The sequence below is a fragment of the Streptomyces sp. NPDC006516 genome, from assembly GCF_040611875.1.
Classification (GTDB): domain Bacteria; phylum Actinomycetota; class Actinomycetes; order Streptomycetales; family Streptomycetaceae; genus Streptomyces.
In genome coordinates, this window is record NZ_JBEXPD010000013.1 from 141,166 (window position 1) to 163,190 (window position 22,025).

At 72.0% G+C, this 22,025-nt stretch carries 20 protein-coding genes; 11 read left to right on the forward strand and 9 right to left on the reverse strand.

The window, feature by feature from the left end; genetic code table 11:
* Nucleotides 1-5: 5 nt before the first annotated feature.
* Entirely contained in the window at nucleotides 6-890 is an 885-nt protein-coding gene (locus ABZY45_RS28535) for a sulfurtransferase (RefSeq protein WP_356744392.1), read from the forward strand.
* 111 nt (nucleotides 891-1,001) lie between these two features.
* On the opposite strand, the gene ABZY45_RS28540 is transcribed toward ABZY45_RS28535, so the two are convergent.
* Complete coding sequence (locus ABZY45_RS28540; protein ID WP_356744394.1) at nucleotides 1,002-3,476, reverse strand: FtsX-like permease family protein; 2,475 nt, start codon at nucleotides 3,474-3,476, stop codon at nucleotides 1,002-1,004.
* Complete coding sequence (locus ABZY45_RS28545) at nucleotides 3,470-4,210, reverse strand: ABC transporter ATP-binding protein (protein WP_356744396.1); 741 nt, start codon at nucleotides 4,208-4,210, stop codon at nucleotides 3,470-3,472. The genes ABZY45_RS28540 and ABZY45_RS28545 overlap by 7 nt, the downstream gene beginning before the upstream one ends.
* 134 nt (nucleotides 4,211-4,344) lie before the next feature.
* On the opposite strand from ABZY45_RS28545, the gene ABZY45_RS28550 reads away from it, so the two are divergent.
* Together ABZY45_RS28550 and ABZY45_RS28555 are read left to right on the forward strand one after the other, a co-directional pair.
* Nucleotides 4,345-5,634, forward strand: coding sequence for a sensor domain-containing protein (locus ABZY45_RS28550; protein ID WP_356744398.1), 1,290 nt, complete (start codon nucleotides 4,345-4,347; stop codon nucleotides 5,632-5,634).
* Between the two features lie 7 nt (nucleotides 5,635-5,641).
* Nucleotides 5,642-6,286: a response regulator transcription factor gene (locus tag ABZY45_RS28555; protein ID WP_356744400.1), complete on the forward strand. Its 645-nt coding sequence runs from the start codon at nucleotides 5,642-5,644 to the stop codon at nucleotides 6,284-6,286.
* Nucleotides 6,287-6,312: 26 nt separating this feature from the next.
* Here the strand turns inward: ABZY45_RS28555 and ABZY45_RS28560 are convergent, their stop codons facing one another.
* From ABZY45_RS28560 to ABZY45_RS28570, 3 genes are all read right to left on the reverse strand, one after another.
* A complete protein-coding gene (locus tag ABZY45_RS28560; protein ID WP_356744402.1) occupies nucleotides 6,313-6,993 on the reverse strand; it encodes a phosphotransferase in 681 nt (226 codons plus the stop codon).
* A gap of 37 nt (nucleotides 6,994-7,030) precedes the next feature.
* On the reverse strand, nucleotides 7,031-8,086 hold the full coding sequence (locus tag ABZY45_RS28565; protein ID WP_356744404.1) for a DUF2804 domain-containing protein: 1,056 nt from the start codon (nucleotides 8,084-8,086) through the stop codon (nucleotides 7,031-7,033).
* A gap of 122 nt (nucleotides 8,087-8,208) precedes the next feature.
* On the reverse strand, nucleotides 8,209-9,909 hold the full coding sequence (locus tag ABZY45_RS28570; RefSeq protein ID WP_356744406.1) for a bifunctional 3'-5' exonuclease/DNA polymerase: 1,701 nt from the start codon (nucleotides 9,907-9,909) through the stop codon (nucleotides 8,209-8,211).
* A 137-nt stretch (nucleotides 9,910-10,046) separates the two neighbouring features.
* Here ABZY45_RS28570 and ABZY45_RS28575 point away from each other — a divergent pair, with 137 nt between their 5' ends.
* The 3 genes from ABZY45_RS28575 (at nucleotide 10,047) to ABZY45_RS28585 (ending at nucleotide 14,417) form a co-directional block, all read left to right on the forward strand.
* Nucleotides 10,047-10,976 (forward strand): NADP-dependent oxidoreductase, encoded by a 930-nt coding sequence (locus ABZY45_RS28575; RefSeq protein WP_356744408.1) that lies wholly within the window; start codon nucleotides 10,047-10,049, stop codon nucleotides 10,974-10,976.
* A gap of 28 nt (nucleotides 10,977-11,004) precedes the next feature.
* Nucleotides 11,005-12,180 (forward strand): DUF2786 domain-containing protein, encoded by a 1,176-nt coding sequence (locus tag ABZY45_RS28580; protein ID WP_356744410.1) that lies wholly within the window; start codon nucleotides 11,005-11,007, stop codon nucleotides 12,178-12,180.
* A 152-nt stretch (nucleotides 12,181-12,332) separates the two neighbouring features.
* Nucleotides 12,333-14,417, forward strand: coding sequence for an FUSC family protein (locus tag ABZY45_RS28585; protein ID WP_356744412.1), 2,085 nt, complete (start codon nucleotides 12,333-12,335; stop codon nucleotides 14,415-14,417).
* 10 nt (nucleotides 14,418-14,427) lie between these two features.
* On the opposite strand, the gene ABZY45_RS28590 is transcribed toward ABZY45_RS28585, so the two are convergent.
* Nucleotides 14,428-14,907 (reverse strand): hypothetical protein, encoded by a 480-nt coding sequence (locus tag ABZY45_RS28590; RefSeq protein ID WP_356744414.1) that lies wholly within the window; start codon nucleotides 14,905-14,907, stop codon nucleotides 14,428-14,430.
* 274 nt (nucleotides 14,908-15,181) lie between these two features.
* Between ABZY45_RS28590 and ABZY45_RS28595 the strand changes: the two genes are divergently transcribed.
* Nucleotides 15,182-15,424: a DUF397 domain-containing protein gene (locus ABZY45_RS28595; protein ID WP_356744416.1), complete on the forward strand. Its 243-nt coding sequence runs from the start codon at nucleotides 15,182-15,184 to the stop codon at nucleotides 15,422-15,424.
* Nucleotides 15,425-15,454: 30 nt separating this feature from the next.
* Here the strand turns inward: ABZY45_RS28595 and ABZY45_RS28600 are convergent, their stop codons facing one another.
* A complete protein-coding gene (locus ABZY45_RS28600; RefSeq protein ID WP_356744418.1) occupies nucleotides 15,455-15,994 on the reverse strand; it encodes an ATP-binding protein in 540 nt (179 codons plus the stop codon).
* 371 nt (nucleotides 15,995-16,365) lie between these two features.
* Here ABZY45_RS28600 and ABZY45_RS28605 point away from each other — a divergent pair, with 371 nt between their 5' ends.
* From ABZY45_RS28605 to ABZY45_RS28620, 4 genes are all read left to right on the forward strand, one after another.
* The gene (locus tag ABZY45_RS28605) at nucleotides 16,366-17,229 is read left to right on the forward strand and encodes a helix-turn-helix transcriptional regulator (protein ID WP_356744420.1); all 864 of its coding nucleotides are present in this window, start codon (nucleotides 16,366-16,368) and stop codon (nucleotides 17,227-17,229) included.
* Nucleotides 17,230-17,282: 53 nt separating this feature from the next.
* Nucleotides 17,283-18,740, forward strand: coding sequence for an aldehyde dehydrogenase family protein (locus ABZY45_RS28610; RefSeq protein WP_356744422.1), 1,458 nt, complete (start codon nucleotides 17,283-17,285; stop codon nucleotides 18,738-18,740).
* Between the two features lie 104 nt (nucleotides 18,741-18,844).
* Nucleotides 18,845-19,399 carry a DinB family protein gene (locus tag ABZY45_RS28615; protein WP_356744424.1) on the forward strand — a complete coding sequence of 185 codons (555 nt, stop codon included), beginning with the start codon at nucleotides 18,845-18,847 and terminating at the stop codon, nucleotides 19,397-19,399.
* Between the two features lie 18 nt (nucleotides 19,400-19,417).
* Nucleotides 19,418-20,059 carry a PadR family transcriptional regulator gene (locus tag ABZY45_RS28620; protein ID WP_356744426.1) on the forward strand — a complete coding sequence of 214 codons (642 nt, stop codon included), beginning with the start codon at nucleotides 19,418-19,420 and terminating at the stop codon, nucleotides 20,057-20,059.
* A gap of 55 nt (nucleotides 20,060-20,114) precedes the next feature.
* On the opposite strand, the gene ABZY45_RS28625 is transcribed toward ABZY45_RS28620, so the two are convergent.
* Together ABZY45_RS28625 and ABZY45_RS28630 are read right to left on the reverse strand one after the other, a co-directional pair.
* The gene (locus ABZY45_RS28625; protein ID WP_356744428.1) at nucleotides 20,115-21,539 is read right to left on the reverse strand and encodes a glutamate decarboxylase; all 1,425 of its coding nucleotides are present in this window, start codon (nucleotides 21,537-21,539) and stop codon (nucleotides 20,115-20,117) included.
* A gap of 60 nt (nucleotides 21,540-21,599) precedes the next feature.
* The gene (locus tag ABZY45_RS28630; protein WP_356744430.1) at nucleotides 21,600-21,965 is read right to left on the reverse strand and encodes a YbjQ family protein; all 366 of its coding nucleotides are present in this window, start codon (nucleotides 21,963-21,965) and stop codon (nucleotides 21,600-21,602) included.
* Between the last annotated feature and the right edge of the window lie 60 nt (nucleotides 21,966-22,025).

Sequence of the window (22,025 nt, forward strand, 5' to 3'; positions counted from 1 at the left end):
TCCCCATGAGCACCGAACACGAGGGACCGATCGCCTGCGACGGGGTGGGTGAGCTGCCTCGCCCACTCGTCGATGTGGACCGGCTCGCGGCGGTGCTCGGGGTGCCGGGTGTCGTGGTCCTCGACGCGTCCGTCGGCGCACACCGCTCAGCGGGGCGGTGTATTCCGGGGGCCCGCCGCTTCGACATCGACGGGGCCATGTCCGACCCGGCCTCACCGCTGCCGCACACGATGCCTCAGGCGGCCTGCTTCGCGGCGGAGATGCGTGCGCTGGGCGTGAACGGCACGGACACCGTGGTCGTGTACGACGCCGCCGGAATCTACTCCAGTGCCCGCGCCTGGTGGATGCTGCGCGCGATGGGCTTCGACCGGGTCTCCGTGCTCGACGGAGGACTGCCCGCCTGGGAGGCCGCCGGGCATCCGGTGGAGGGGCGTGGAGCCGGAGTCGCCGGGGCTGCCTGTCCGGCGGGCGACTTCACCGCGCGTCCCCGTCCAGGGATGCTGGTCGGCAGCGGCGCTGTCGTGGAGGCTCTGGCCGACCCTTACTCAGCCGTCCTCGACGCGCGGTCCCGCCAGCGGTTCGCAGGCACGGTCGCCGAGCCGCGTCCCGGGCTCCGGGGCGGTCATATGCCGGGGGCGCTGAACCTGCCGTTCGACGCGGTCCAGCGGGACGGCCGGATGCTTTCCCGGGGTGAACTCCGCTCACTCCTGCGTGCGTCGGCCGGAAGCCGTGAGCGACTGGTCGTCAGCTGCGGATCCGGGGTCACGGCATGCGTCCTGGCGCTCGCGGCCGAGTGCGCGGGATATCGGGAAGTGTCCGTGTACGACGGGTCGTGGAGCGAATGGGGCCGGCCCTCGGAGCTGCCTGTCGTGACCGGTCCGGCCCGCTGAGGCCCCTGGCCTGCGGCCCCACGGCTGAGGCCTGATCCCCTCGGGCCCGGCTCCGGTGAGACGTGCGGCCCCGGAGCCGGCCCGGCCCGCTCGCCGGCTCCGCCGCTCCCGTCACTCGCGGGCGCCCGCCGTCTCGACCGGCCTCGTCCGCAGCGCCGCCAGCGCGGGCAGTACGGCGGAGAGCGTGGCCAGTACGGCGCACGCGGTCAGGACCACGCCGAGGGCTGTCCAGGGCACGACCACCGGGGAGTTCACCGAGAGCAGTTCCAGAGCCGCCTTCACTCCCAGCAGGTTCAGCCCTGCCACCGCCGCTCCCAGGACCGCTCCCACCGCCACCACGACCAGGGACTCGACCCCCAGCAGGCGCAGCACCTGCGCGTGCGTGGCGCCGGTGAGGCGGAGCACCGCCAGATCGCGGACCCGGTCCGATGTGGCCATGACCAGGGTGTTCGCCAGCGCGATGCCGGTGTAGAGCAGGGCGATGCCCAGGATGAGCAGCATGCCGGTCCGGGTGTTGCCACCGGTGGGCGTGTAGTGCGCCGTCACCCACGCGTCCCGGGTCAGGACCCGGGTACCCGTGTCCCGCCCGGCCTCTTCCAGGAGGGCGCGTACCGCCGTGGCGTCCGCGTCGTCACGGAGCTTGACGTCGATACGGTCCACGGCGGCACCGGCCGCGTTGGCCGGCGTGACGTACACCCCGTTGCTCCCGGTGCCCGTCCGCATCACGGCCGCGATCCGGAGCGAGGTCCTGCGGCCGTCGCCGAGCCACACGTCGGCGCTCCGTCCCACCGTCCGGGTGGCCCACTCCTCGTTGACCACGATGGAGTTGTCGTCCAGATCGGAGAGTTGTCCGGCGACGAGGGGCAGCCGGGCCGTCGCGGCGAGCGCCGCGGGGTCGGCCGCTCTCGCCTCCGACGAGATGAGCGCGGTGCCCTCCTCCAGGACGACGACGCCGGTGGAGCGGGAAGCACTGGTGACGGCGCCGGGGATGCTCCGTACGCGCTGGACGAAGCGCGGGTCGAGTGGCCCGTCCCCGCCCGCCACGTAGTCCGCGCCCGAGGAGGCCACCGCTTCGGTCGCCTTGGCCTCGTCGAGAGTGGCCACCGTGCCGGGCAGGGAGCCCGCCAGCGCCACGGTGATCAGGACCGGTGCCGCGACCGCCGCGGTGCGCCGGACGGCGGCGGACGCGTTCTGCCGGGCCAGCAGCCCGGTGGCACCCGGAAGGCGGGCGGGCAGCCAGGTGAGCAGGCGTGTCAGCGGGCGCACGAGCAGGGGCGCCAGCAGCGCGAAGCCGACGGTGATCCACATCGGCTGCAGGATGTACGTCTTTCGCTTGAGCACGTCCCCGGGGTCGGTCAGCAGGGACCAGCCCAGCAGCGCGAGGCCGGTCAGCAGGACGGCCGCCCCCAGCAGGATGCGGCTCGGCGGCATCCGGCCCTCGTCCACTGCCGCGTCGCGGAGCGCCTCCACGGGCCGGACCCGTCCTGCCCGGTGCGCGGCCACGACCACCCCGGCGAGGGCTACGCACAGTCCGGTCCAGAAAGCGGTGTGCAGGGGCCATGTCGCGTCGCCGACGGCGAACCACGCCGGGGCCAGGCCCTCGTCGACCAGCCGGCCGGCCAGCAGGGGTGCGGCGGCCTCGCCCAGCAGACAGCCGGCGGCCGAGGCCAGTACGCCGATCACTAGCGCCTCCGCGACGACCGCGCGCCGCACCTGTCCCGGGGTCGCGCCCGCCGTGCGGAGCAGCCCGAACTCCCTTCTGCGCTGGGCCACCGCGAAGGAGAACGTCGAGGCGACGACGAAGACCGACACGAAACCGGTGATGCCGGCCGCGGTGCCCAGCATCGCGTTGACGGCGGTCAGGGCCTCGGCGTCCCGGTCGGGATCGGGATCGGCCCGTCGCCTGTCGTCGCCGGTGAGGACGCTCATGCCGGGGACCGGCGAGGTCAGCGCCCGTACGGCGTCCGCTTCGGCGTGCACGGCCACCGCGTCGACGGCCGGGCGGATGCGGGCGGCCTCCGCGTCGGCGAAGAACACCGCCTTCTCGAAGCCGGCGTCCGCCACGATCCCCACGACCGTGCGGACCCCGGTTTTCGCCGGGGCCCCGGGAGTGGTGACCCGGACCCGGTCTCCGGGGCGCGGCCCCTCACCGGCGGAGGCCGTCACGGCCACCTCACCGGCCGCGCCCGGAGCGCGGCCCGCGGTGAGGCGGTACGGAGTGGCGGCGGCGATCGACCAGGGGTGCCCGGTGGCAGCCTGCCCCGCCAGGCCCACGGGGAACGTGCGGTCCTCCGTCGTACGCCCCAGACCGGCGAGCGCGGCGGCCAGGCTCGCGGGGACCGGGCGCGGGCCGGCGAGCTTCGCCGTGCGCTCCCCGGCGGGGGTGGCGACCCGGAGGGTGTCCGACGGCGCCACCACCACGGGGACCGCGGCGAATCGTTCCGGGCCGCGCTGCGGGGCGTCGAACGTGGCCGCCAGAGCCAGGCCCGTCATGGCGATCAGCCCGACGCCCAGGGCGAGCGCGACGAACGAGCCGATGAAGGTGACCCAGCGGGTCCGCATCGAGCGGAGGGCGGAGCTCAGCACGGGACCACCGCCAGGGAGGTCATGCGCGCGGCGATCTGCTCGGCCGCCGGATCGAGCAGCTCGTCCCGTATCGATCCGTCGGCCAGGAACACGACGCGGTCGGCGTAGGAGGCCGCCACCGGATCGTGGGTGACCATGATGACCGTCCGGCCGTCGTCGGCCATCGACCGCAGCAGTTCCAGGACCTCCCGTCCCGTACGGGAGTCGAGTGCTCCGGTCGGTTCGTCACCGAAGAGCACCTCGGGGCGGGTGACCAGCGCACGTGCCAGGGCGACGCGTTGCTGCTGGCCGCCGGAGAGCTCGGCGGGCCGGTGGCCGGCCCGGGAGGCGAGGCCGACCTGTTCCAGTACCGCACGCACCTCCGCCCGCCGGGGCCTGCGGCCCGCCAGCCGGAGGGGGAGCGCCACGTTCTGCTCGGCGGTGAGCGCGGGCAGCAGATTGAAGGCCTGGAAGACGAATCCGATCCGCTCACGGCGCAGCAGTGTCAGTTTCCGCTCGCTCAGCCCGGTCAGGTCCGTGGCGCCGAGGAACACTCTGCCGGAGGTGGGCCGGTCGAGCCCGGCCGTGCACTGGAGGAGCGTCGACTTCCCCGAGCCGGACGGCCCCATGATCGCGGTGAAGGAGCCCCGGGGCACGGTGAGGCTGACGCCGTCCAGGGCCGTGACCCCTTCGGCGGCCTTCCCGAAGGACCTGGTGACGGTGTCGAGCCGGACGGCTGCTGGTGACTGATTCATGTGCACCACTCAACCGGCGGCGCTCGCCGCCCACATCGCAGCGAGGAGGAGTCCTGGGGGTGGAGCCAGCTCCACCTCCGTACCCCCGCCCGCCGGGTGGTGGACCCACGTCCGGGCTGTCTACCGTGCGGCACATGAGCTCCCACACCCTGCGGCAGGCCCTCGTCCACCGCCGCTATCCGCTCGGCGGCTGGCCGTGGCGCGCGGCGCTGTATCTGCTGAGCAGCGTCCCGGCCGGCCTGGCCCTGCTCGTGACCGTCCTGCTGCTGGCGGTGGCGGGCGGCGCGCTCACCCTCGTACTCGTCGGCCTGCCCCTCCTGTTGGTGCTCGCCCTGATCGGTGTCCCGGTGGCGGCCGTGGAGCGGCGCCGGCTGCGCCTGCTCGACCCGGTGCCTCTCGGGGACCCGCACAGGGCCCCGGAAGGACCAGGGCTGACGGCGTGGTTGCGGACCCGGCTCCGGGAGCAGGCCACCTGGCGGGAGTTCGGCTACGCGCTGCTGTTCGCCGGGGTGCTGTGGCCGCTCGAAGGGCTGCTCGTCGGCGGTGTACTCGCCGTCTGCGGAGGGTTGTTGGCGACGCCTCTGGTCATGGCCGCGGTGACCGGTGGTGACGAGGTGCGGGTGCTGAAGCTCGGTCTGGCCGATTCGTATCCGCAGGCGTTCGCCGCCGCGCTGCTCGGGCTGGTGCTGCTGCCGTTGTCCGCCTACCCGCTGGGATGGGCGGCGGTGGCGCGCGCCGCGTTGACCAGGGCGCTGCTGTCGGCGGACGCGGGCGGACTCGACGCCCGGATCGAGGAGTTGAGCGGTTCCCGTAAGCGGCTGGTGGACGCCTTCGAGGCGGAGCGCCGCAGGATCGAACGCGACCTGCACGACGGGGCGCAGCAGCGGCTCGTCGCCCTCTCGATGACGCTCGGGCTGGCCAGGCTGGAGGATCCGGCCGAGCCGCTGGGCGGCCTGCTGGCCAAGGCGCACGAGGAGGCGGGGGAGGCGCTGGTGGAGATCAGGGAGCTGATCAGGGGCATCCATCCCCAGGTGCTCACCGACCGGGGCCTGGCGGCGGCGGTCGAGGACATGGCCGACCGCTCGGCCGTACCCGTGGAGGTCGATCTCGACCTCCCCGAGCGGCTTCCACAGCCTGTGGAGACCGCCGTCTACTTCGCCGTCTGTGAGGCGCTCGCCAATGTGGCCAAGCACAGCGGGGCGACCCGGGTGTGGGTGACGGGCGGCGCCGAGGCGGGGAGGCTGACCGTCGAAGTACGGGACGACGGGGACGGCGGCGCCGCCACGGCCGGGGGCACCGGACTCCAGGGCGTCGCCGACCGGCTCTCCGTGGTGGACGGGCGGCTGCTACTGTCCAGCCCGCCCGGGGGACCGACCGTGTTCCGGCTCGACGTACCACGGGTCCCCGCCCGCCTGGCCGAATGAGGGTTGGATGCTGCGCATCGTGCTGGCCGAGGACAGCGTGCTCCTGCGAGAGGGCCTCGTCGGTCTGCTGGAGAGGTTCGGCCACCAGGTGGTGGCCGCGACCGGCACCGCCGAGGAGCTCACCGCCGCCGTGGCGGAACACGTCCCGGACATCGTGGTGACGGACGTCCGGATGCCACCGGGCTTCTCCGACGAGGGCCTGCGGGCCGCCGTCGCTCTGCGCGAAGTCCGGCCCCGGCTGCCCGTCCTGGTGCTCAGTCAGTACGTCCAGCGGGCGTACGCCGAGGAGCTGCTCGACTCCTGCGACGGGACGGGGGTGGGCTATCTGCTGAAGGAACGCGTCGGCAAGGTGGAGGAGTTCGTCGACGCGCTCCAGCGGGTCGCCGAGGGGGGTACGGTCGTCGACCCCGAGGTGGTGCGCCAGCTCCTGAGGCACCGTCGCGATCCGCTGTCCCGGCTCACCGCTCGTGAGCGGGAGGTCCTGGCCCTGATGGCGGAGGGCCGGTCCAACGCCTCCGTCGCCGAGGCGCTGACGGTCAGCGAGGGCACGGTGAGCAAGCACTTCGGCTCCATCCTCACCAAACTCGACCTCTCCCTGACGGACGCGACGAACCGGCGGGTCCTCGCGGTGCTGGCCTACCTGCGGAAGTGACCTGGCCCCGACGGTGATCGGCGCGGTCAGCCCGCGAGCGCTCTGACCAGCGAGGCCGCGTCCTCCAGCACGGCGGTCTCCCCCGCCGTGAGCCGGGGGTCCGCCGCGCGCAGGGCGGTGGCACGGGCCAGGGACACCGCCGGTACACCGCCGTCGTCGGCGAACCGGGAGAGCAGAGCCGCCAGCAGTTCCCGGGCCGGGCTCCCGGCGGCCGATGACGGGTCGAGTGCCACCTGGGCCAGGATCAGCGCGGACATGGCCCGGTCCAGCGCGGGTGGCCCCTCGGAAGTCGTCAGCCAGTCGATCACCATGGCGCCCTCCTGGGCCAGGATCACGTTCTCCGGGTGCAGATCCAGGTGCAGGATCCGGTCCTCCGGGTCCTGGGAGAGCCGTGGGGGTATCGCGTGCAGCTCCCTCAGCAGCCGCGCGAGCAGGTCCGCACCCTCGGCGCCGGTGACCGTGCCCGCCAGCAGGGCGTCCGCCAGTGTCGGTCCGGTCAGCCGCTGCAGCACGAGGTCCGTGGGCCGCGCCGCCTCGGCCGGAGGGCCGAGGCGCGGAACCGGGTAGCCCGAGGCCGAGAGGTACGACATGACTGCCAGTTCACCCGTGCTGTCGATGCCGTCGCGGTAGCGGCGCAGGACCCAGGGGCCGTCGAGTGCGTACACGTCGGCGGTGCGGCCCGAGCCCAGGAGTGGGCCTATATGCATGGGGGGAAACCTACCCGCGCGGTTGCCCGCGGGGGAGTCACCAGCGCATGTGGACGTCTTCGGCCCAGCCCAGCAGCTGGTCCACGGCGATCTCGGTGCCGTCGTCCGTACGGATCCGGCCGCTGTAGTGGCCGAAGCACTGGTCGGTGCGGTTGGCGATCAGCCCGGCGTCGGTGTGCACGGACCGTTTGTGGAACGGGGTGAACGCCAGATCCACCTGGCCGGACGAGGGCGCGCGGACGGTCCAGGGCGCCAGCAGGTCGGAGGTGGACCACTGCCAGTCCAGTTCCTCACCGATCTTGGTGAGCCGGCCGTCGACGCAGAGGGCGTTCTCCGTGGCCCCGGTGCCCTCGGTCCAGCGCCCGCCGAACTGGAGGCCGACCGTGTGTCCGTCCGTACGGCCGGAAGCGGCGCCCCAGTTCCAGTCGACGGTGCGCGGCCAGCGCCCCCTGCCGTGGTCCAGGACGGCCCAGGCGTCGTTCCCGTCCCCGCCGAACGTCAGGATCTCGCGGTCGATCCGTACCCGGCCGGTCGCGGGGAGCGCCGTGTGCTTGGAGGTGTACTGGAAGCGCTGACCGCTCCAGGGCACGACCACGGAGAGCGACTCGTGGTGTTCCGGCCGCGCCACGAGGATGTCGACCTCCAACGGCAGGCGCTCCGGGGTGAGGCAGCGGGCCCGCAGTCTGGTGCCGGCGTTCTCGTCGCGGATCTCCACGCGCACCTTGCCGCCCGTCGGCCGGGCGGGGCCGACCACCACGTCCTCGGAGCCGGGCGCCCCGGCGATGGTGTCCGGAAGGCTGACCCCCCGGGCGGCCGGGACCAGCGAGGAACACTCGAACTCGCGCCCGCCAGGCCCGTATTCGAAGGTGTAGACCGAGTTCAGGGCGAGGAAGTCGAGGTCGCTCACGGTCAGCGCGACCAGATGGGTGGGCGTGGTCACGCACCAGTACTCCCACCGCTTGGTCCGCCCCCAGCCGCGCAGATTGGCACGGTGCAGCGGTTTCCTGGACCAGCCGACCGCTGCCGGGTTCAGGGTGCCGTCGGGCAGGCAGAGGTCGACAGGCTCGGTGATCTCGTGCTCGTGCGTCGCCATGGCCGGAGCCTATAGCGGCCTGCCGCCGGGGCAGGGTACGCCTCGGGGCGCGCCGGGCACGGCTCCCTGACCTCGGCGTCCTGGTGTGCGGGCAAGCTTTCGGTGTCCGGGGGTCTGGTGGGCTACTTGGCGTCCGAATAGCGCTCGACGACCGCCGTGCTGAACGGGAACCGCACCGGCGTCTCGCCGAACGCGACCCGTCCCGCCAGCTCCCCAGCCTCCCGGATCGCCTCCACCACGGCGGGTGCTTCCTCGGCCGGACAGTGCACGATCACCTCGTCGTGCTGGAAGAACACCAGCTCCGCCCGCATCGCCCCGGCGGCCAGCGTCTGCCGCACCGCGGCCAGGAGCAGCAGGGCCCAGTCCGCTGCGCTGCCCTGGACCACGAAATTGCGGGTGAACCGGCCCCGCGCCCGGGCGTTCGACGAGGCGTAGCCCGGTGTGAAGCCGTAGGTGCTCCCCTCGGACGCGGGCTCCTCGCTCTCCTGCGGGATGCCCGCCTCGTCCCCCTCCTCGGCCCCGGCAGCGGGCGGGCTCGTGCGGCCCAGCCAGGTGCGGACGAGACGGCCCTCCTCGCCGGCCTTCGCCGCGTCGTCGACGTAGGCGACGGCATGCGGGAACCGGCGCCGCAGCGCCGCGAGATTCTTCAGGCCGTCGCCCGAGGTCTGGCCGTAGATCGCGCCCAGCAGGGCCAGTTTGGCGTGATCGCGGTCGCCGTGGAACGCCCGGTCGGACAGGGCCTTGTAGAGGTCGCCCTCGTGTCCGGCCACCTCCATCAGCCCTCGGTCGCGGGAGATCGCCGCCAGCACACGGGGCTCCATCTGATCGGCGTCCGCCACGACCAGTCGCCAGCCCTCGTCGGCGACGACGGCCTGGCGTATCACCTTGGGGATCTGCAGGGCCCCGCCCCCGTTGGTGGTCCACCGCCCGCTGACCGTGCCGCCCGGCTGGTACTCGGGGCGGAAACGGCCGTCGCGCACCCAGTCCTGGAGCCAGCTCCAGCCGTGCGCCGTCCAGACGCGGTACAGCTTCTTGTACCGGATGAGGGGCTCCACCGCAGGGTGGTCGAGCTCCTGAAGTTCCCACTGCCGTGTCGACTTCACCCTGATCCCGGCCTGTGCGAACGCCTTGACGACATCCGCCGGCAGATCGGGCCGCACCCGTCTGCCGAAGGCCGCCGACACCTCGTCCGCGGCCTCTGCGAGGCGGCGGGGCTCGCCCCCGCCCGCGTACCGCTCGCCGAGCAGGCCGTCCAGCACCTCGCGGTGTACGTCCGCCCGCCAGGGGAGGCCCGCTCTGTTCATCTCGGCGGCGACCAGCATGCCGGCCGATTCGGCGGCGGTGAGCAGCCGCATCCTGCCGGGGTGCTCCGCCGCGTCGTGGCGGCGCTGCTGCTCCGCGTACACCTCGAGCAGCGCATCGAACGGGAGGTCGGTGCCGGAGCGGGGCTCGAAGAGGGACGACTGGGAGCCGGGCTCGGCGGAGCGGGGCGGCGGATCGGGCGGCACCGGTGCGTTGCGCAGCCGCGCCCACGCCGCCGCGGCGGAGCGGGGCTCGCCGAGCCGCCCCTCGTGGCCGAGCAGCAGCAGCTCGGCGCACTCGATGTCGTAGCACCTCTCGACCCGGACGCCCGCGGCGAGCAGCCGGGGATAGATCCCGGCCGTGGAGCGCCAGACCCAGCGGACCACCTCGGGACGGGAGCGGACGGACTCCACGAGGTCCGGTTCGGCCAGGACGGGACCCGCGGGCAGGCCGTCGCGCGCCAGCGGCACCAGGAGCGCGCCGCCGGCCTCGGCGGTGGCCAGAGCCCAGCGTTCGGTCATGAGCCGAGTCTTGCACCCAGCACTGACAGTGCCCCGGACTCGCCGGGCGCCCGCGTCCGACTGCCGCGAGTATCGGTGGGGGAGCACCCGGCACGGTGTGCCGGCACGCGCGAGGACGGCCTGGAGGAGAGACGGCGATGGAAGCGATCGTGTACGAGGAGTTCGGCGGCCCCGGCGTGCTGCACCCGGCCCAGGTGGACGACGTCCACGCGGGCCCCGGCCAGATCCGGGTGGCGGTCAGGGCCGCCGGGGTCAACCCGGTCGACTACAAGATCCGCAACGGTTGGATGGAGGCGGCTTTCCCCACCCCGCTGCCCGCTACACCCGGCAGCGAGTTCGCCGGTGTCGTCGACGAGACCGGCGAGGGCGTCACGGAGTTCGCGGTCGGCGACGAGGTCCTCGGCCGGAGCACGACCGGTGCGTACGCGGAGTACGTCCTGGCCGACGTGGGTGCCGTCGCCCCGAAGCCGGAGGGTCTGGGCTGGGCGGAGGCCGCCGCCCTGCCGGTCGCCACGGCGACCGCCACGCGGGTGCTGGACGAGCTGGCGGTGGCCGAGGGCGAGACGCTGCTGCTGCACGGCGCCTCCGGAGCGGTGGGTTCCGCCGCCGTGCAGCTGGCCACGGCCCGGGGCGCGACCGTCATCGGCACCGCCTCCCCGGCCAATCACGACTATCTGCGGGTGCTCGGCGCGGTGCCGGTGGCGTACGGGGAAGGGCTGGTGGAACGGGTCCGGGAGGCCGCGCCCCAGGGGGTGGACGCGGTGTTCGACGCGGCCGGCCGGGGGGCGCTGGAGGACTCGGTGCGGCTGCGCGGCGGTACGGCCGAGCGGATCTCGACCATCGCGGACCCGGACGCCGCCCACTACGGCGTGGCTTTCTCCGCAGGCGGCGGAGTCCGTCCCGGTGAGGGCAGACGGCTCGCGGAGTACGCGGAACAGGCCGCGGTCGGTGCGCTGCGGATCCCCGTCGAGCGGACCTTCGCGCTCCGTGAGGCGGCCCGGGCACAGGAACTGAGCGAGGCAGGACACGTGCGCGGCAAGCTCGTCCTGCTCCCCGGGGAACACTGACCGGCCGGTCGCCGCCTACCCTGGCCCGATGGAATCGGTGATCGACCGGGCGTGTGCCGCGGCGCTGTACTCGGAAGGCGACGCGGGCCTGGACACCGGTGCCTCCCTCCTGGCGGCGGATCCGTTGTCGGACGAGGAGCTGCACCGCCGGGGTGAGGAGTTCGTCCGGCGGGCCTGGGCGCGCGGCTGGCAGCCGGCCGACGTCGTACGGGCTGTCCGCCGCGAGCTGGAGGAGCCGGCGCCCGCGCTCGTCTCCGCGCTGATCACGGCCGAGACCGGGGCGTACGCGACGCTCCCGCCCCGCTGGGCGGACCAGCTCGCAGGGCTGCCCGCCCCAGCACCGCGCAACCGGCCCGACCGCTTCACGTACGCCTCGGCGCTCCTGGAGCTGTACCGGCTGTTGTTGCGGCTCCCCGTCATCGAGCCGGTCGGGCCTCCCCCCGGCACCGCCGCCGACGCCCCGCACCGGGCGCCGGTGGCCGGCGAACCCCGCATGCTCACCAGGATCCGCGCGCTGCTCGCCAAGGCGGAGGCGACCGGTTTTCCGGAGGAGGCCGAGGCCCTGACCACCAAGGCCCAGGAGCTGATGGCCCGGCACAGCATCGACGAGGCACTCCTCGCCGCCCGTACGCACAGCGCCGGGACGCCGGGCGCGGTCCGGATCGGGGTCGATGCCCCGTACGAGAGCGCGAAGGCGGTGCTGCTCGACTCCGTCGCCTCGGCGAACCGCTGTCGCGCCGTGTGGAACAGCGATCTCGGCTTCACCACGGTCGTGGGTTTCGAGCCCGATCTGGAGGCCGTGGAACTGCTCTTCACCTCCCTGCTGGTGCAGGGCACCGCCGCGATGACGAAGGCGGAGGCCGGGCAGCGGGCCGGAGGGCGCAAGCGGACGAAGACATTCCGGCAGTCCTTCCTGATGGCGTACGCGCAGCGGCTGGGCAGCCGTCTCGCGGCGGACACCGCCCGCGTCACCGCGGAGGCGGGCGAGGAGAGCGGCGGCGGAGGGCGGGCGGGGGATGCCGGAGCCCTGCTGCCGGTCCTGGCGGCCCGGGATGTAGCGGTGACGGACACGGCCGAGCGGATGTTCCCGCGGACGACCACGACCCGGTTGCGCGGGGCGACGGACGCCGAGGGCTGGACGCACGGCACGGAGGCGGCCGACCGGGCCAGGATGGGCGGCGGAAAGCCGCGCATCCGCCCGTAGGCCCTCCCGCGTCGGCACGGAAGAAGCCGGACCGCTCCCGGCGGAAGGCCCGGCCGCCCCCGGCGAAAGCCCCAGGCCGGTCCGGCGAAAGGTCCCCTCCGGCCAGTGCGGCACAAGTCGGACTTGTCGGTGAATCCGGCTAGGCTCGGCTCATGAGCTGGCTCCGGGCGCTGAAGGAGACCGCCCGCTCGGGGCTGACGATCGAGCGGCGGAGTCTCGAACCGCTCATCGCGGTGCGCGGAGCAGCCGGGCTGGCTCTCGTGGTCGGCGTGAGCCTCGCGCTCTTCGGCCCGGTGATCGCCGCCGGCTCCGCCTTCGGAGCGTTCCAGGCCGCCATCGCCACCTTCCAGCGCAGCTGGCGCCCCCGGCCCGTCCTCGCCCTGGTCTCCGGTGCCAGCCTGGCCGTCTCGACGTTCGTCGGCTATGTCACCGTGTCCCACACCCTGCTGTTCCTCGCCCTCCTGGTCCTCTGGACGTTCGCCGCCGGAATGACCTGGGCGGCGGGCCCCACGGGCGGCATCATCGCCGGATCCAACGTCGCGATCATGCTGGTCACCATCACTCTGCCCACCTCGGTCGCCGACGCCGCCGCGCACGCCGGGATGATGGCCGTCGGCGGGCTGGTCCAGGCGGCGCTGATCGTGCTCTTCCCGGTCCGGAGATGGGGCGCCCAGCGCGACGCGCTCGCCGACGCCCTGGCCGCCGAGGCCGACTACGCCCGCAGGCTGCGCAACGACCCGGTCGCGCCCTTCGACCCCGTACCGCTGATGACCGCGCGCAACGCCGCCGCCGTCACCCCCCGTCAGGCCCGGCGTCGTCCCGCGGACCTGCACGGAGCACGCGGGGTCGCCGAGCGGCTGCGCCCGGTCCTCGCCTCGCTGGCCGACCCCGCCCTGGGTGTGCCGGCGGAGGGGCCCGAGCGCTACTGGGCACGGGAGCTTCTCGGCGCCGCCGGATCCCTCCTGGACTCGGCCGCGCGGGCGGTGCGCCACGGTGACCCGGTACGGCTGGACGAGACGGCGCTCTCCGTGCTCAAGTCCCCCGACACCGAGGTGATCCTCGTCGGCCCGCCCCGCCGGGCGGCCGACCGGCTGGCCTCGCTCCTCGCCGACGTCATCGAGATCGCCGAGGGCACCGGTACGGACGACAGGACCCCCGGTGAGCCCCTCGTCCCGCACCGCCGCCGCCCCACCCTGCTGCGGCTGATCCCCGTCGTGTACCGGTCCATGCGCCGCGAACTGCGCCGGGGATCGACGATCCTGCGCCACGCGATCCGGGTCTCGGCGGTGACCGCGGTGGGCTACCTGATGGGGGCGGCCCTGCCGCTCGGCCACGGCTACTGGGCCCCGATGACCGCGGTCATGGTGATGCGGCCGGAGTTCACCCAGACGTACTCCCGGTCCGTGGCCCGTTTCCTGGGCACCGTGCTCGGGGTCGCCGTCGCCACCGGGATCGTCCAGGCGTTCCACCCGACGGCTGAGCTCTCCGCCCTGCTCGCCGTCATCAGCGCCGGGCTGATGTACCTGCTGATGCGCACCGGGTACGCCGTCGGCCAGGTCTGCGTGTCCGCCTATGTCGTCTTCCTGCTCGGCATGGCTGGCGACGACTGGTCGCAGACCGTGCCGGAACGCGTCGTGCTGACCCTCATCGGAGGGCTGCTCGCGATGACGGCGTATGCCCTCTACCCGGCCTGGGAGACGCCCAGGCTGCGCGACAGGCTCGCCAACTGGCTGGTCACGGACGGGCGGTACGCGGCCACCGTCCTCGACCGGTACGCCGATCCCGCGTCGCGGAGCCTCGCCGACGTACGCACCGCGCTGCTGACCACCAGGGAGGCGCGCGTCGCCTGGCAGGAGGCACTTGAGAACGCCCAGCACGAGCCCGTACGCCACCGGGGCATCTCCCGGACCGTCGCGTCCGACGCGCAGGACGCGCTCGCCCAGTTCGGCAGGGTGGCGATGCTCATGGAGGCCCATCTGCCGGCGGCGTCCGCGGGCCCCGTCCCCGAGGCGGCCGACCTGGCACACGCACTGCGGCAGGTCACCGAGGCGGGAGCGAAGGCGGTACGGGAACGGCGCGTCCCGGACTGGGGGCCCGTCCGGGAGGTGCTGGCGTCCTGGGACACCGGCACGGAACCGTCCCCCGACTCCTTCGTGCGGAACGGGGCCACCCTGCTGCTGCACGCCCTGGCGGACTTCTCCCGGTCGCTGGAGATCAGCAGCGGGCGGGCGACGTAGGGCAGGGAGCTCAGGGGGTGGGGAGGCCCGGCGAGAGGGTGGCCGCGGCGGCCCTGGTCAAGGTGTCCTCGGCCCCGGCCCCCCAGGAGACGACGAGCTTCTTGCCGTCGTTCGATGTGACGGTGCCCGAGGTGCGGTCGGTGTTCCCGTCGAGGCACTTCAGCGCGAGCTTCACCTCGCCCGTGTGCTTCACCTCGCCCTGGCAGACGTGCCGGTCGGCGATGAGTGCCGCCTTGCCCGAGGTGACCGAGAGGGCGACGGGGTCGCTCTTGGTCCCCCCGGTCCAGGTGCCCTCCAGCGCCTCCGCCGCCTCCGCCGTCGCGGCGCCGTCGTCGGTGGGGGCCGTGCTCCGCGCGGAAGTGGACCCGGCGGACGGAGTCACGCCGCTCGTGTCCTCGTCGTCGCTGCCACAGGCGCTGAGGGTGAGCGCGGCGACGAGCACGGCAGCGCTCAGGACCCCGCCGCGCGGAAGCCGGTGCATGTGGTCCATGTGGAGTTCCCCCTTACTGATTCACGGCCCGAGGACGGCGCCAAGCTATCAGCGGTTTCAAGAACAACTCCGTTGTGCGGGAGCCAAATTGACGTGCGCTTCGTCTCTTCCTCATGGAAGCGTGGGAACGGGGAACACGGTGAGCGGATCGGGGGAAAACCTGTAATCGCGCGCGCACCCCGCGTGCACGTGCATCTGCTCATGCATTGGCATATGAACACAGCTATGATCCGAGCTAGTTGACACTTGCACCTTGCAACTCGGGGAGCGTCCTGTGCACGACGTGTACAACGGCATGGCGGCCACAGAGCTTCGCGGAGTCGTCTGGCAGAAGAGCAGACACAGCAACTCCCAGGGGTCCTGCGTGGAGTTCGCGAAACTGCCCGGCGGAAATGTGGCGATGCGGAACTCGCGCCACCCGGACGGGCCCGCGCTCGTCTATACGCCGGCCGAGATAGAGGCGCTGCTGCTGGGCGTCAAGGACGGAGAGTTCGACCATCTGGTCGCGGGCGGCTGACCGCCCGCGACCGGTCCAGGATGTGGCGTCCTACGGGCGGTCGGAGAAAGCGTCGGCCGGAACGGGGCGCTCCGCCGACGCGTGGTCCGTCAGCCTGAACAGTGCCCAGACCACCTTGCCGAGCCCACCGTCGGGCGGCGTGTCGCCTGCGGGCACAGGGGAGGGGTACCAGCCCCATCCGTCGCTGAACGACTCGACCAGGAACAGCCCCCGGCCGGACTCGGCCGAGTCAGGGGCCTCGCCCGCGACCGGGCTCTCCTCGCTGGGGTCGCGCACCGCGCACACCAGCCGCGAGGTCCAGCGCATCAGGTGCAGCCGCACGGCACAGTCGTGCCGCTCCCGTGGCGCGTCGGCCGGAAGGGCGTGCCGCAGCGCGTTGGTGACCAGCTCGGACACGACCAGGGCGACATCGTCGAACCGGTCCCCCAGGTCCCATGAGGTGAGTGTCGTGCGGGTGAACTTGCGTGCCCCGCCCACCGCTTCGAACCGGGCCGGCAGCGTGCAGGAGGCCGAGCCCGCGACCGCCGAGGGGTCGATGGGGGGAAGCCCCTGCCGTAACGGCTCGAGCATCGTCGATCCATTCGTCCCCATGCGAGGCACTCCCGGGATTCGCGGCTGTAGCGGCACTGCTTGCGGCACTGCTTGAAGCGGGCATTGCGGGTACAGCGGCACAACACGAACGAGCACGCAGGTGCGCGAGGACCATGGTTCCGAATGCGTACGGCAGATGCAAGGGCAGATGCACGTGCACGCGCCGGAACTGCCCGGTACCGTGCCGGTTCGGACTCATTTCTTCCGCTTCATAGTTTTGGAGCTTTCGGAAAGTCTTGCCATTTCTGTAATCGAATGAGTACGGGCTGAAGCGTTTTGGTGGCAGAATCCGCCTCCGGGGTTCGGGGGAGCTCCGGTGTACGGGAAGCGATGGGGAGGGTCGGAAGCCAGTGTCGGCAGGCGAGTCGAGTGGTTCTGTGGTGCGGCGCATCCTGCTGGGCTCACAGCTCAGGCGTCTGCGCGAATCGCGCGGTATCACCCGTGAGGCGGCCGGCTACTCCATCCGCGCCTCCGAATCGAAGATCAGCCGCATGGAGTTGGGACGGGTGAGCTTCAAGGCCAGGGACGTCGAGGACCTGCTCACGCTGTACGGAGTCACGGACGAGGCGGAGCGGGACTCCCTCCTCGGTCTGGCCCGTGAGGCCAATGTGGCGGGCTGGTGGCACAGCTACGGCGACGTGCTGCCCGGCTGGTTCCAGACATACATCGGTCTGGAGGGAGCGGCCTCGCTCATCCGGATCTACGAAGTGCAGTTCGTGCACGGGTTGTTGCAGACGGAGGCCTACGCCCACGCGGTGGTGGCGCGCGGGATGCCCGGTGCTCCGGCGGCGGAGATCGACCGCAGGGTCGCGCTGCGTCTGGCCCGCCAGAAGGCGCTGGTCTCCGAGCGGGCCCCCCGCTTCCACGCCGTACTCGACGAGGCGGCGCTGCGCCGCCCCTACGGCGGGCGTGAAGTGATGCGGGCCCAACTGCGGCACCTGATCGACATGTCGGAGCAGCCGAACATCACTCTTCAGGTGATGCCGTTCAGTTTCGGCGGCCACGCCGGTGAGAGCGGGGCATTCACCATGCTGCGTTTTCCTGAATCCGATCTGTCGGACATCGTCTATCTGGAGCAGCTGACAAGTGCGCTCTATCTGGACAAGGCAGAGGAAGTCGCCCAGTACGAAAAGGCGATGGTGCGGCTCCACGAGGACAGTCCGGGGCCTGAGGAGAGCCGGGATCTTCTCCGGGGACTCCTGCAACTGACTTGATTCGCCGGTAAGATGAGTGTCCACAGGAGTCTGCGCCTGCAGTAAGGGATTGAATGTCCTTCCCCAGTGAACTGGCCCGCCAGTACATCGACGGTGAGTGGCTGACCGGCAGTGGTTCGTGGGACATCATCGATTTCAATCCCTACAACGGCGAAAAACTCTGTTCCATCACCGTGGCGACCGCCGCCGAAGTCGATCTCGCCTACCGCGCGGCCGAACGCGCACAGCGGGAATGGGCTGCGGTCAGCCCCTACGAGCGGCGTGCGGTTCTGGAGAAGGCCGCACGCCTCGTCGAGGACCGCAGGGAAGAAATCGTCGAGCTGATCATCGACGAACTCGGCGGCACCCGTCTCCGTGCCGAGTACGAGGTGCGGGCGGCACTGGAGTTCCTGCGTGAGGCGGCAGGCCAGGCGCTCGGTGTCATGGGCCGGCTGCTTCCCTCGCTCGCGGACGGCAAGGAGAACCGGGTCTACCGTCTGCCCGTCGGGGTCGTGGGGGTCATCAGCGCCTTCAACTTCCCCTTCCTGGTGACGATGAAGACCGTGGCCCCAGCCCTCGCGCTGGGCAACGCGGTCGTGGTGAAGCCCCATCAGAACGCCCCGATAGCCGGCGGCGGACTGGTCGCCCGGATCTTCGAGGACGCCGGCCTGCCCGCGGGACTCCTCAACGTCCTGATCACCGACAGTGCCGAGATCGGCGACTCGTTCCTGGAACACCCGGTGCCGAAGGTGATCTCGTTCACCGGCTCGGACCGCGTCGGCCGTCATGTCGCGGCGATAGCCGCCGGGATGTTCAAGCGCACCATCCTCGAACTCAGCGGCAACAGCGCACTGGTGGTGCTGGAGGACGCGGATCTCGACCACGCGGTGCGGGCCGCCGTCCACAGCCGCTTCCTGTTCCAGGGCCAGATCAGCATGGCGGCCAACCGTATCCTGGTGGACCGGTCCGTCGAGGCGGAGTTCACCGAGCGCTTCACGGCCGAGGTCGCCGCCCTGAGGGCGGGTGATCCGCGCGACCCGGAGACCCGCATCGGCCCGGTCATCAGCGAGTTCCAGGCCGAGGCGCTCACGGCGCTCGTCGACGGGGCCGTCGCGGCGGGAGCCACCGCGCTCGTACGGGGGCGCACCCGCGGCAATCTCGTCGAGCCGACCGTGCTGACCGGCCTGCCGGAGGGCTCTCCGCTGCTGAAGCAGGAGATCTTCGGGCCCGTGGCACTGCTGATGCCGTTCGACGGCGAGAGCGACGCCGTACGCATCGTCAACGACAGCCCCTACGGGCTGAGCGGAGCCGTGCACACGTCGGACACCGAGCGCGGGGTGCGGTTCGCCCGGCGGATCGCCGGCGGGATGTTCCACGTCAACGGCGGGACCGTGCAGGACGATCCACTGGTGGCGTTCGGCGGCGAGAAGCAGTCCGGCATGGGACGGCTGAACGGTGAGGCCGCCGTGGAGGCGTTCACCACCTGGAAGTGGATCTCGGTCCAGCACGGCCGGACGGTCTTCCCCTTCTGATCCGTCCTTTCGGGCCGGCTCCGCGCGATACAGGTCAGGACCTGGCCTGTTGGGTCCCTACGTTGGCGTCCGACGCAGATCACGTACGGACGAAGGCGGACACCATGGTCACTCACGTTCCCGCAGAGGCTCCCGGAGACGAGCGCGGAGCGCTCCTCGCATTCGTCGAGGCGCAGCGCGGCGCGATCCGGCGCTCGGTCCTGGGGCTCACGGAGGAGCAGGCGGCAGGCCGGCCCGGTGTGAGCGACCTCTCGCTCTCCGGACTCCTCAAGCACGGGGCCGAGATGGAACTGAACTGGCTGCGGCTGGCCCAGCAGCGTCCGAACGAGAAGCAGCGGACCCAGGAGACCTGGATCGACGGCTTCCGTCTGGTCGGCGAGGAGACGGTGCCCCGGATGCTCGAGTTCTGGGAGAAGGCCGCCGCCGAGACGGAGGCATTCGTGCTCCACGAGGTCGAGAGCATGGACGACACCTTCCCGCTGCCCCCGGCCCCCTGGTTCCCCGAGAACGGGCGCTGTTCCATGCGCTGGATGCTGCTCCATCTGGTCGAGGAGCTCGCCCGGCACGCGGGGCACGCCGACATCGTCCGCGAGTCCCTGGACGGCAGGAAAGCGCTCGACCTCGTCGCGGAGGAGGCGGGCTACCCTGGTCGAAGTTGACCACAAAGGGTGGGTGGTATGTCCGCGATCCGGCTCCTGGTCCTGGGCGCCGTGCGACAGCACGGCCGTGCGCACGGCTATCAGGTGCGCAACGACCTGGAGTTCTGGGGCGCCCACGAGTGGTCCAGCGCGAAGCCCGGTTCGATCTACCACGCGCTCAAGCAGATGGCGAAGCAGGAGCTGCTCGTCGCCCACGAGGTCGCCCCGTCGACGGCAGGCGGTCCGCCCCGTACGGAATACGAGATCACCGAGCAGGGCACCGCAGAGTTCTTCGCCCTGCTGCGGGCCTCGTTGACCTCGTACGACCAGAGCGTGGACGTCCTCTCGGCCGGTATCGGCTTCATCGTCGACCTGGAACGGTCCGAGGCGGTGGCGCTCCTGCGCGAGCGCATCGCCGCGATCGAGGGCTGGCGTGCCTCGGTCACGGACGACTACACGCCGCCCGAAGGCCCGGCGTCGCTCGGCCACATCGGCGAGATCATGAACATGTGGGTGCACTCGGCGGACGCGGGCGCCGAGTGGACCCGCGGCCTGATCGCACGGATCGAGGCAGGCGCGTACACCTTCGCCGGTGAGGGCGAGCCCTTCGTGGGCGTGCTCACCCAGGGCCACGAGAACCCCTGCGCGACGGGGGTCCCCGGCCCCGGGGACGCCGTCTGACCACGCCGGCCGCCCCCGTCTCCGGCCCCGGGGACGCCCTCCGGCCGGGGGTGCCTCAGTGGTGGAACGCCGTCTGGGCCGCCTTGTCCCTGTTCAGCGGGTGGGCCTGGCCACGCAGTTCCGGCAGGAGCCCCCGCAGATCGTCCAGCAGCATCTCCGCGAGGTCCGACGAGAAGCCGTTGCGGCAGACCACACGCAGGACCGCGAGGTCCTGGCGGTTGGCGGGGAAGGTGTAGGCGGGCACCAGCCAGCCACGCTCACGCAGCCGCCGCGACACGTCGAAGACGTCGTACGCCCGTACGTCGGGCTTGGTCGTCACGGCGAACACCGGAAGCTCGTCGCCCCGGCTCAGCAGCCGGAAGTCGTCCAGGGCCTCGAACTCCCGGGCCAGATGCATGGCGATGTCCCGGGACGCCTGCTGAACGGCCCGGTAACCATCCCGGCCCAGACGCAGGAACGTGTAGTACTGCGCCACCACCTGTGCGCCGGGCCGGGAGAAGTTCAGAGCGAAGGTCGGCATGTCGCCGCCCAGGTAGTTGACCCGGAACACCAGCTCCTCCGGCAGTTCCGCCGGCGTGCGCCACAGCGCCCAGCCCACACCCGGGTAGACCAGGCCGTACTTGTGGCCGGAGGTGTTGATCGAGGACACCCGGGGCAGCCGGAAGTCCCACACCAGGTCGCTGTCGAGGAAGGGCGCGATCATCGCCCCGGACGCCCCGTCCACATGGACCGGGATGTCGAGCCCCGTGCGCTCCTGGAGGTCGTCCAGCGCGGCGCACAGCTCCGCGATCGGCTCGTAGGAGCCGTCGAAGGTCGAGCCCAGGATGCCGACGACGCCGATGGTGTTCTCGTCGCACAGTTCGGCTGCCGCCTGCGGGTCCAGATGGAAACGCTCGCCTTCCATCGGCACCTGGCGGGGCTCCACCTCCCAGAACGTGCAGAACTTCTCCCAGCAGACCTGCACGTTGACGCCCATCACCAGGTTGGGCCGTGCGCTCCCCGGATAGCGGTCGGCGTTCCTGGCCGTCCAGCGCCGTTTGAGCGCCATGCCCGCCAGCATGCAGGCCTCGCTCGACCCCGTGGTCGAGCAGCCCACCGCGGTCGAGGGATCGGGGGCGTTCCAGAGATCGGCGAGCATCGACACGCACCGCCGCTCCAGCTCAGCGGTGCGCGGGTACTCGTCCTTGTCGATCATGTTCTTGTCCCGGCACTCGGCCATCAGCACGCCGGCCTGGGGCTCCATCCAGGTCGTGACGAAGGTCGCGAGGTTGAGCCGGGAGTTCCCGTCGAGCATCAGCTCGTCATGGACGAGGCGGTAGGCTGTCGACGGCGGCAGCGGCCCTTCCGGGAGCTGGTGCGTCGGGGGCGCGGCGATCATCGGCGCCGTGGGGTCGGCTTCCCCGAAGAAGGGATTGAGGGCCAGCCGGCGGTGCTCGTCGGACGACGCGTCCGCGTCGCGTGAACCCTTGTGGAGTGCCATGTGCGGTCTCAGCTCTCGGTGACAAGGCCGGTCGAGCCGGCCGGAGGGAAGACGGGCCGGTCAGGAGTTGCTGATCACGGCTGCCGTGCCGTAGGCGCACACCTCGGTGCCGACGTCGGCCGCCTCGCTCACGTCGAACCGCATCATCAGGACCGCGTTGGCCCCGCGCGCCCTGGCCTGGTCGACGAGCCGCTCCATGGCCTGGTTACGGGTCTCGACGAGGGTCTTGGTCAGCCCTTTCAGCTCTCCGCCGATCATCGACTTCAGCCCGGACCCGATCTGGCTGCCGAGATGGCGGGAGCGAACCGTGAGCCCGAACACCTCACCGATGACCTGTGTCACCTGATAGCCGGGTACGTCGTTCGTGGTGACGACCAGGACGTCCGCCCGGGGCGTCTGTCCGCCTCCGTAGTCCTCAATGCCCATGTGTGGCACCTCCTGCGGAAAGCTTTGCCCCGGTTCGTTCCGTGCGCATCCTTGCTTACG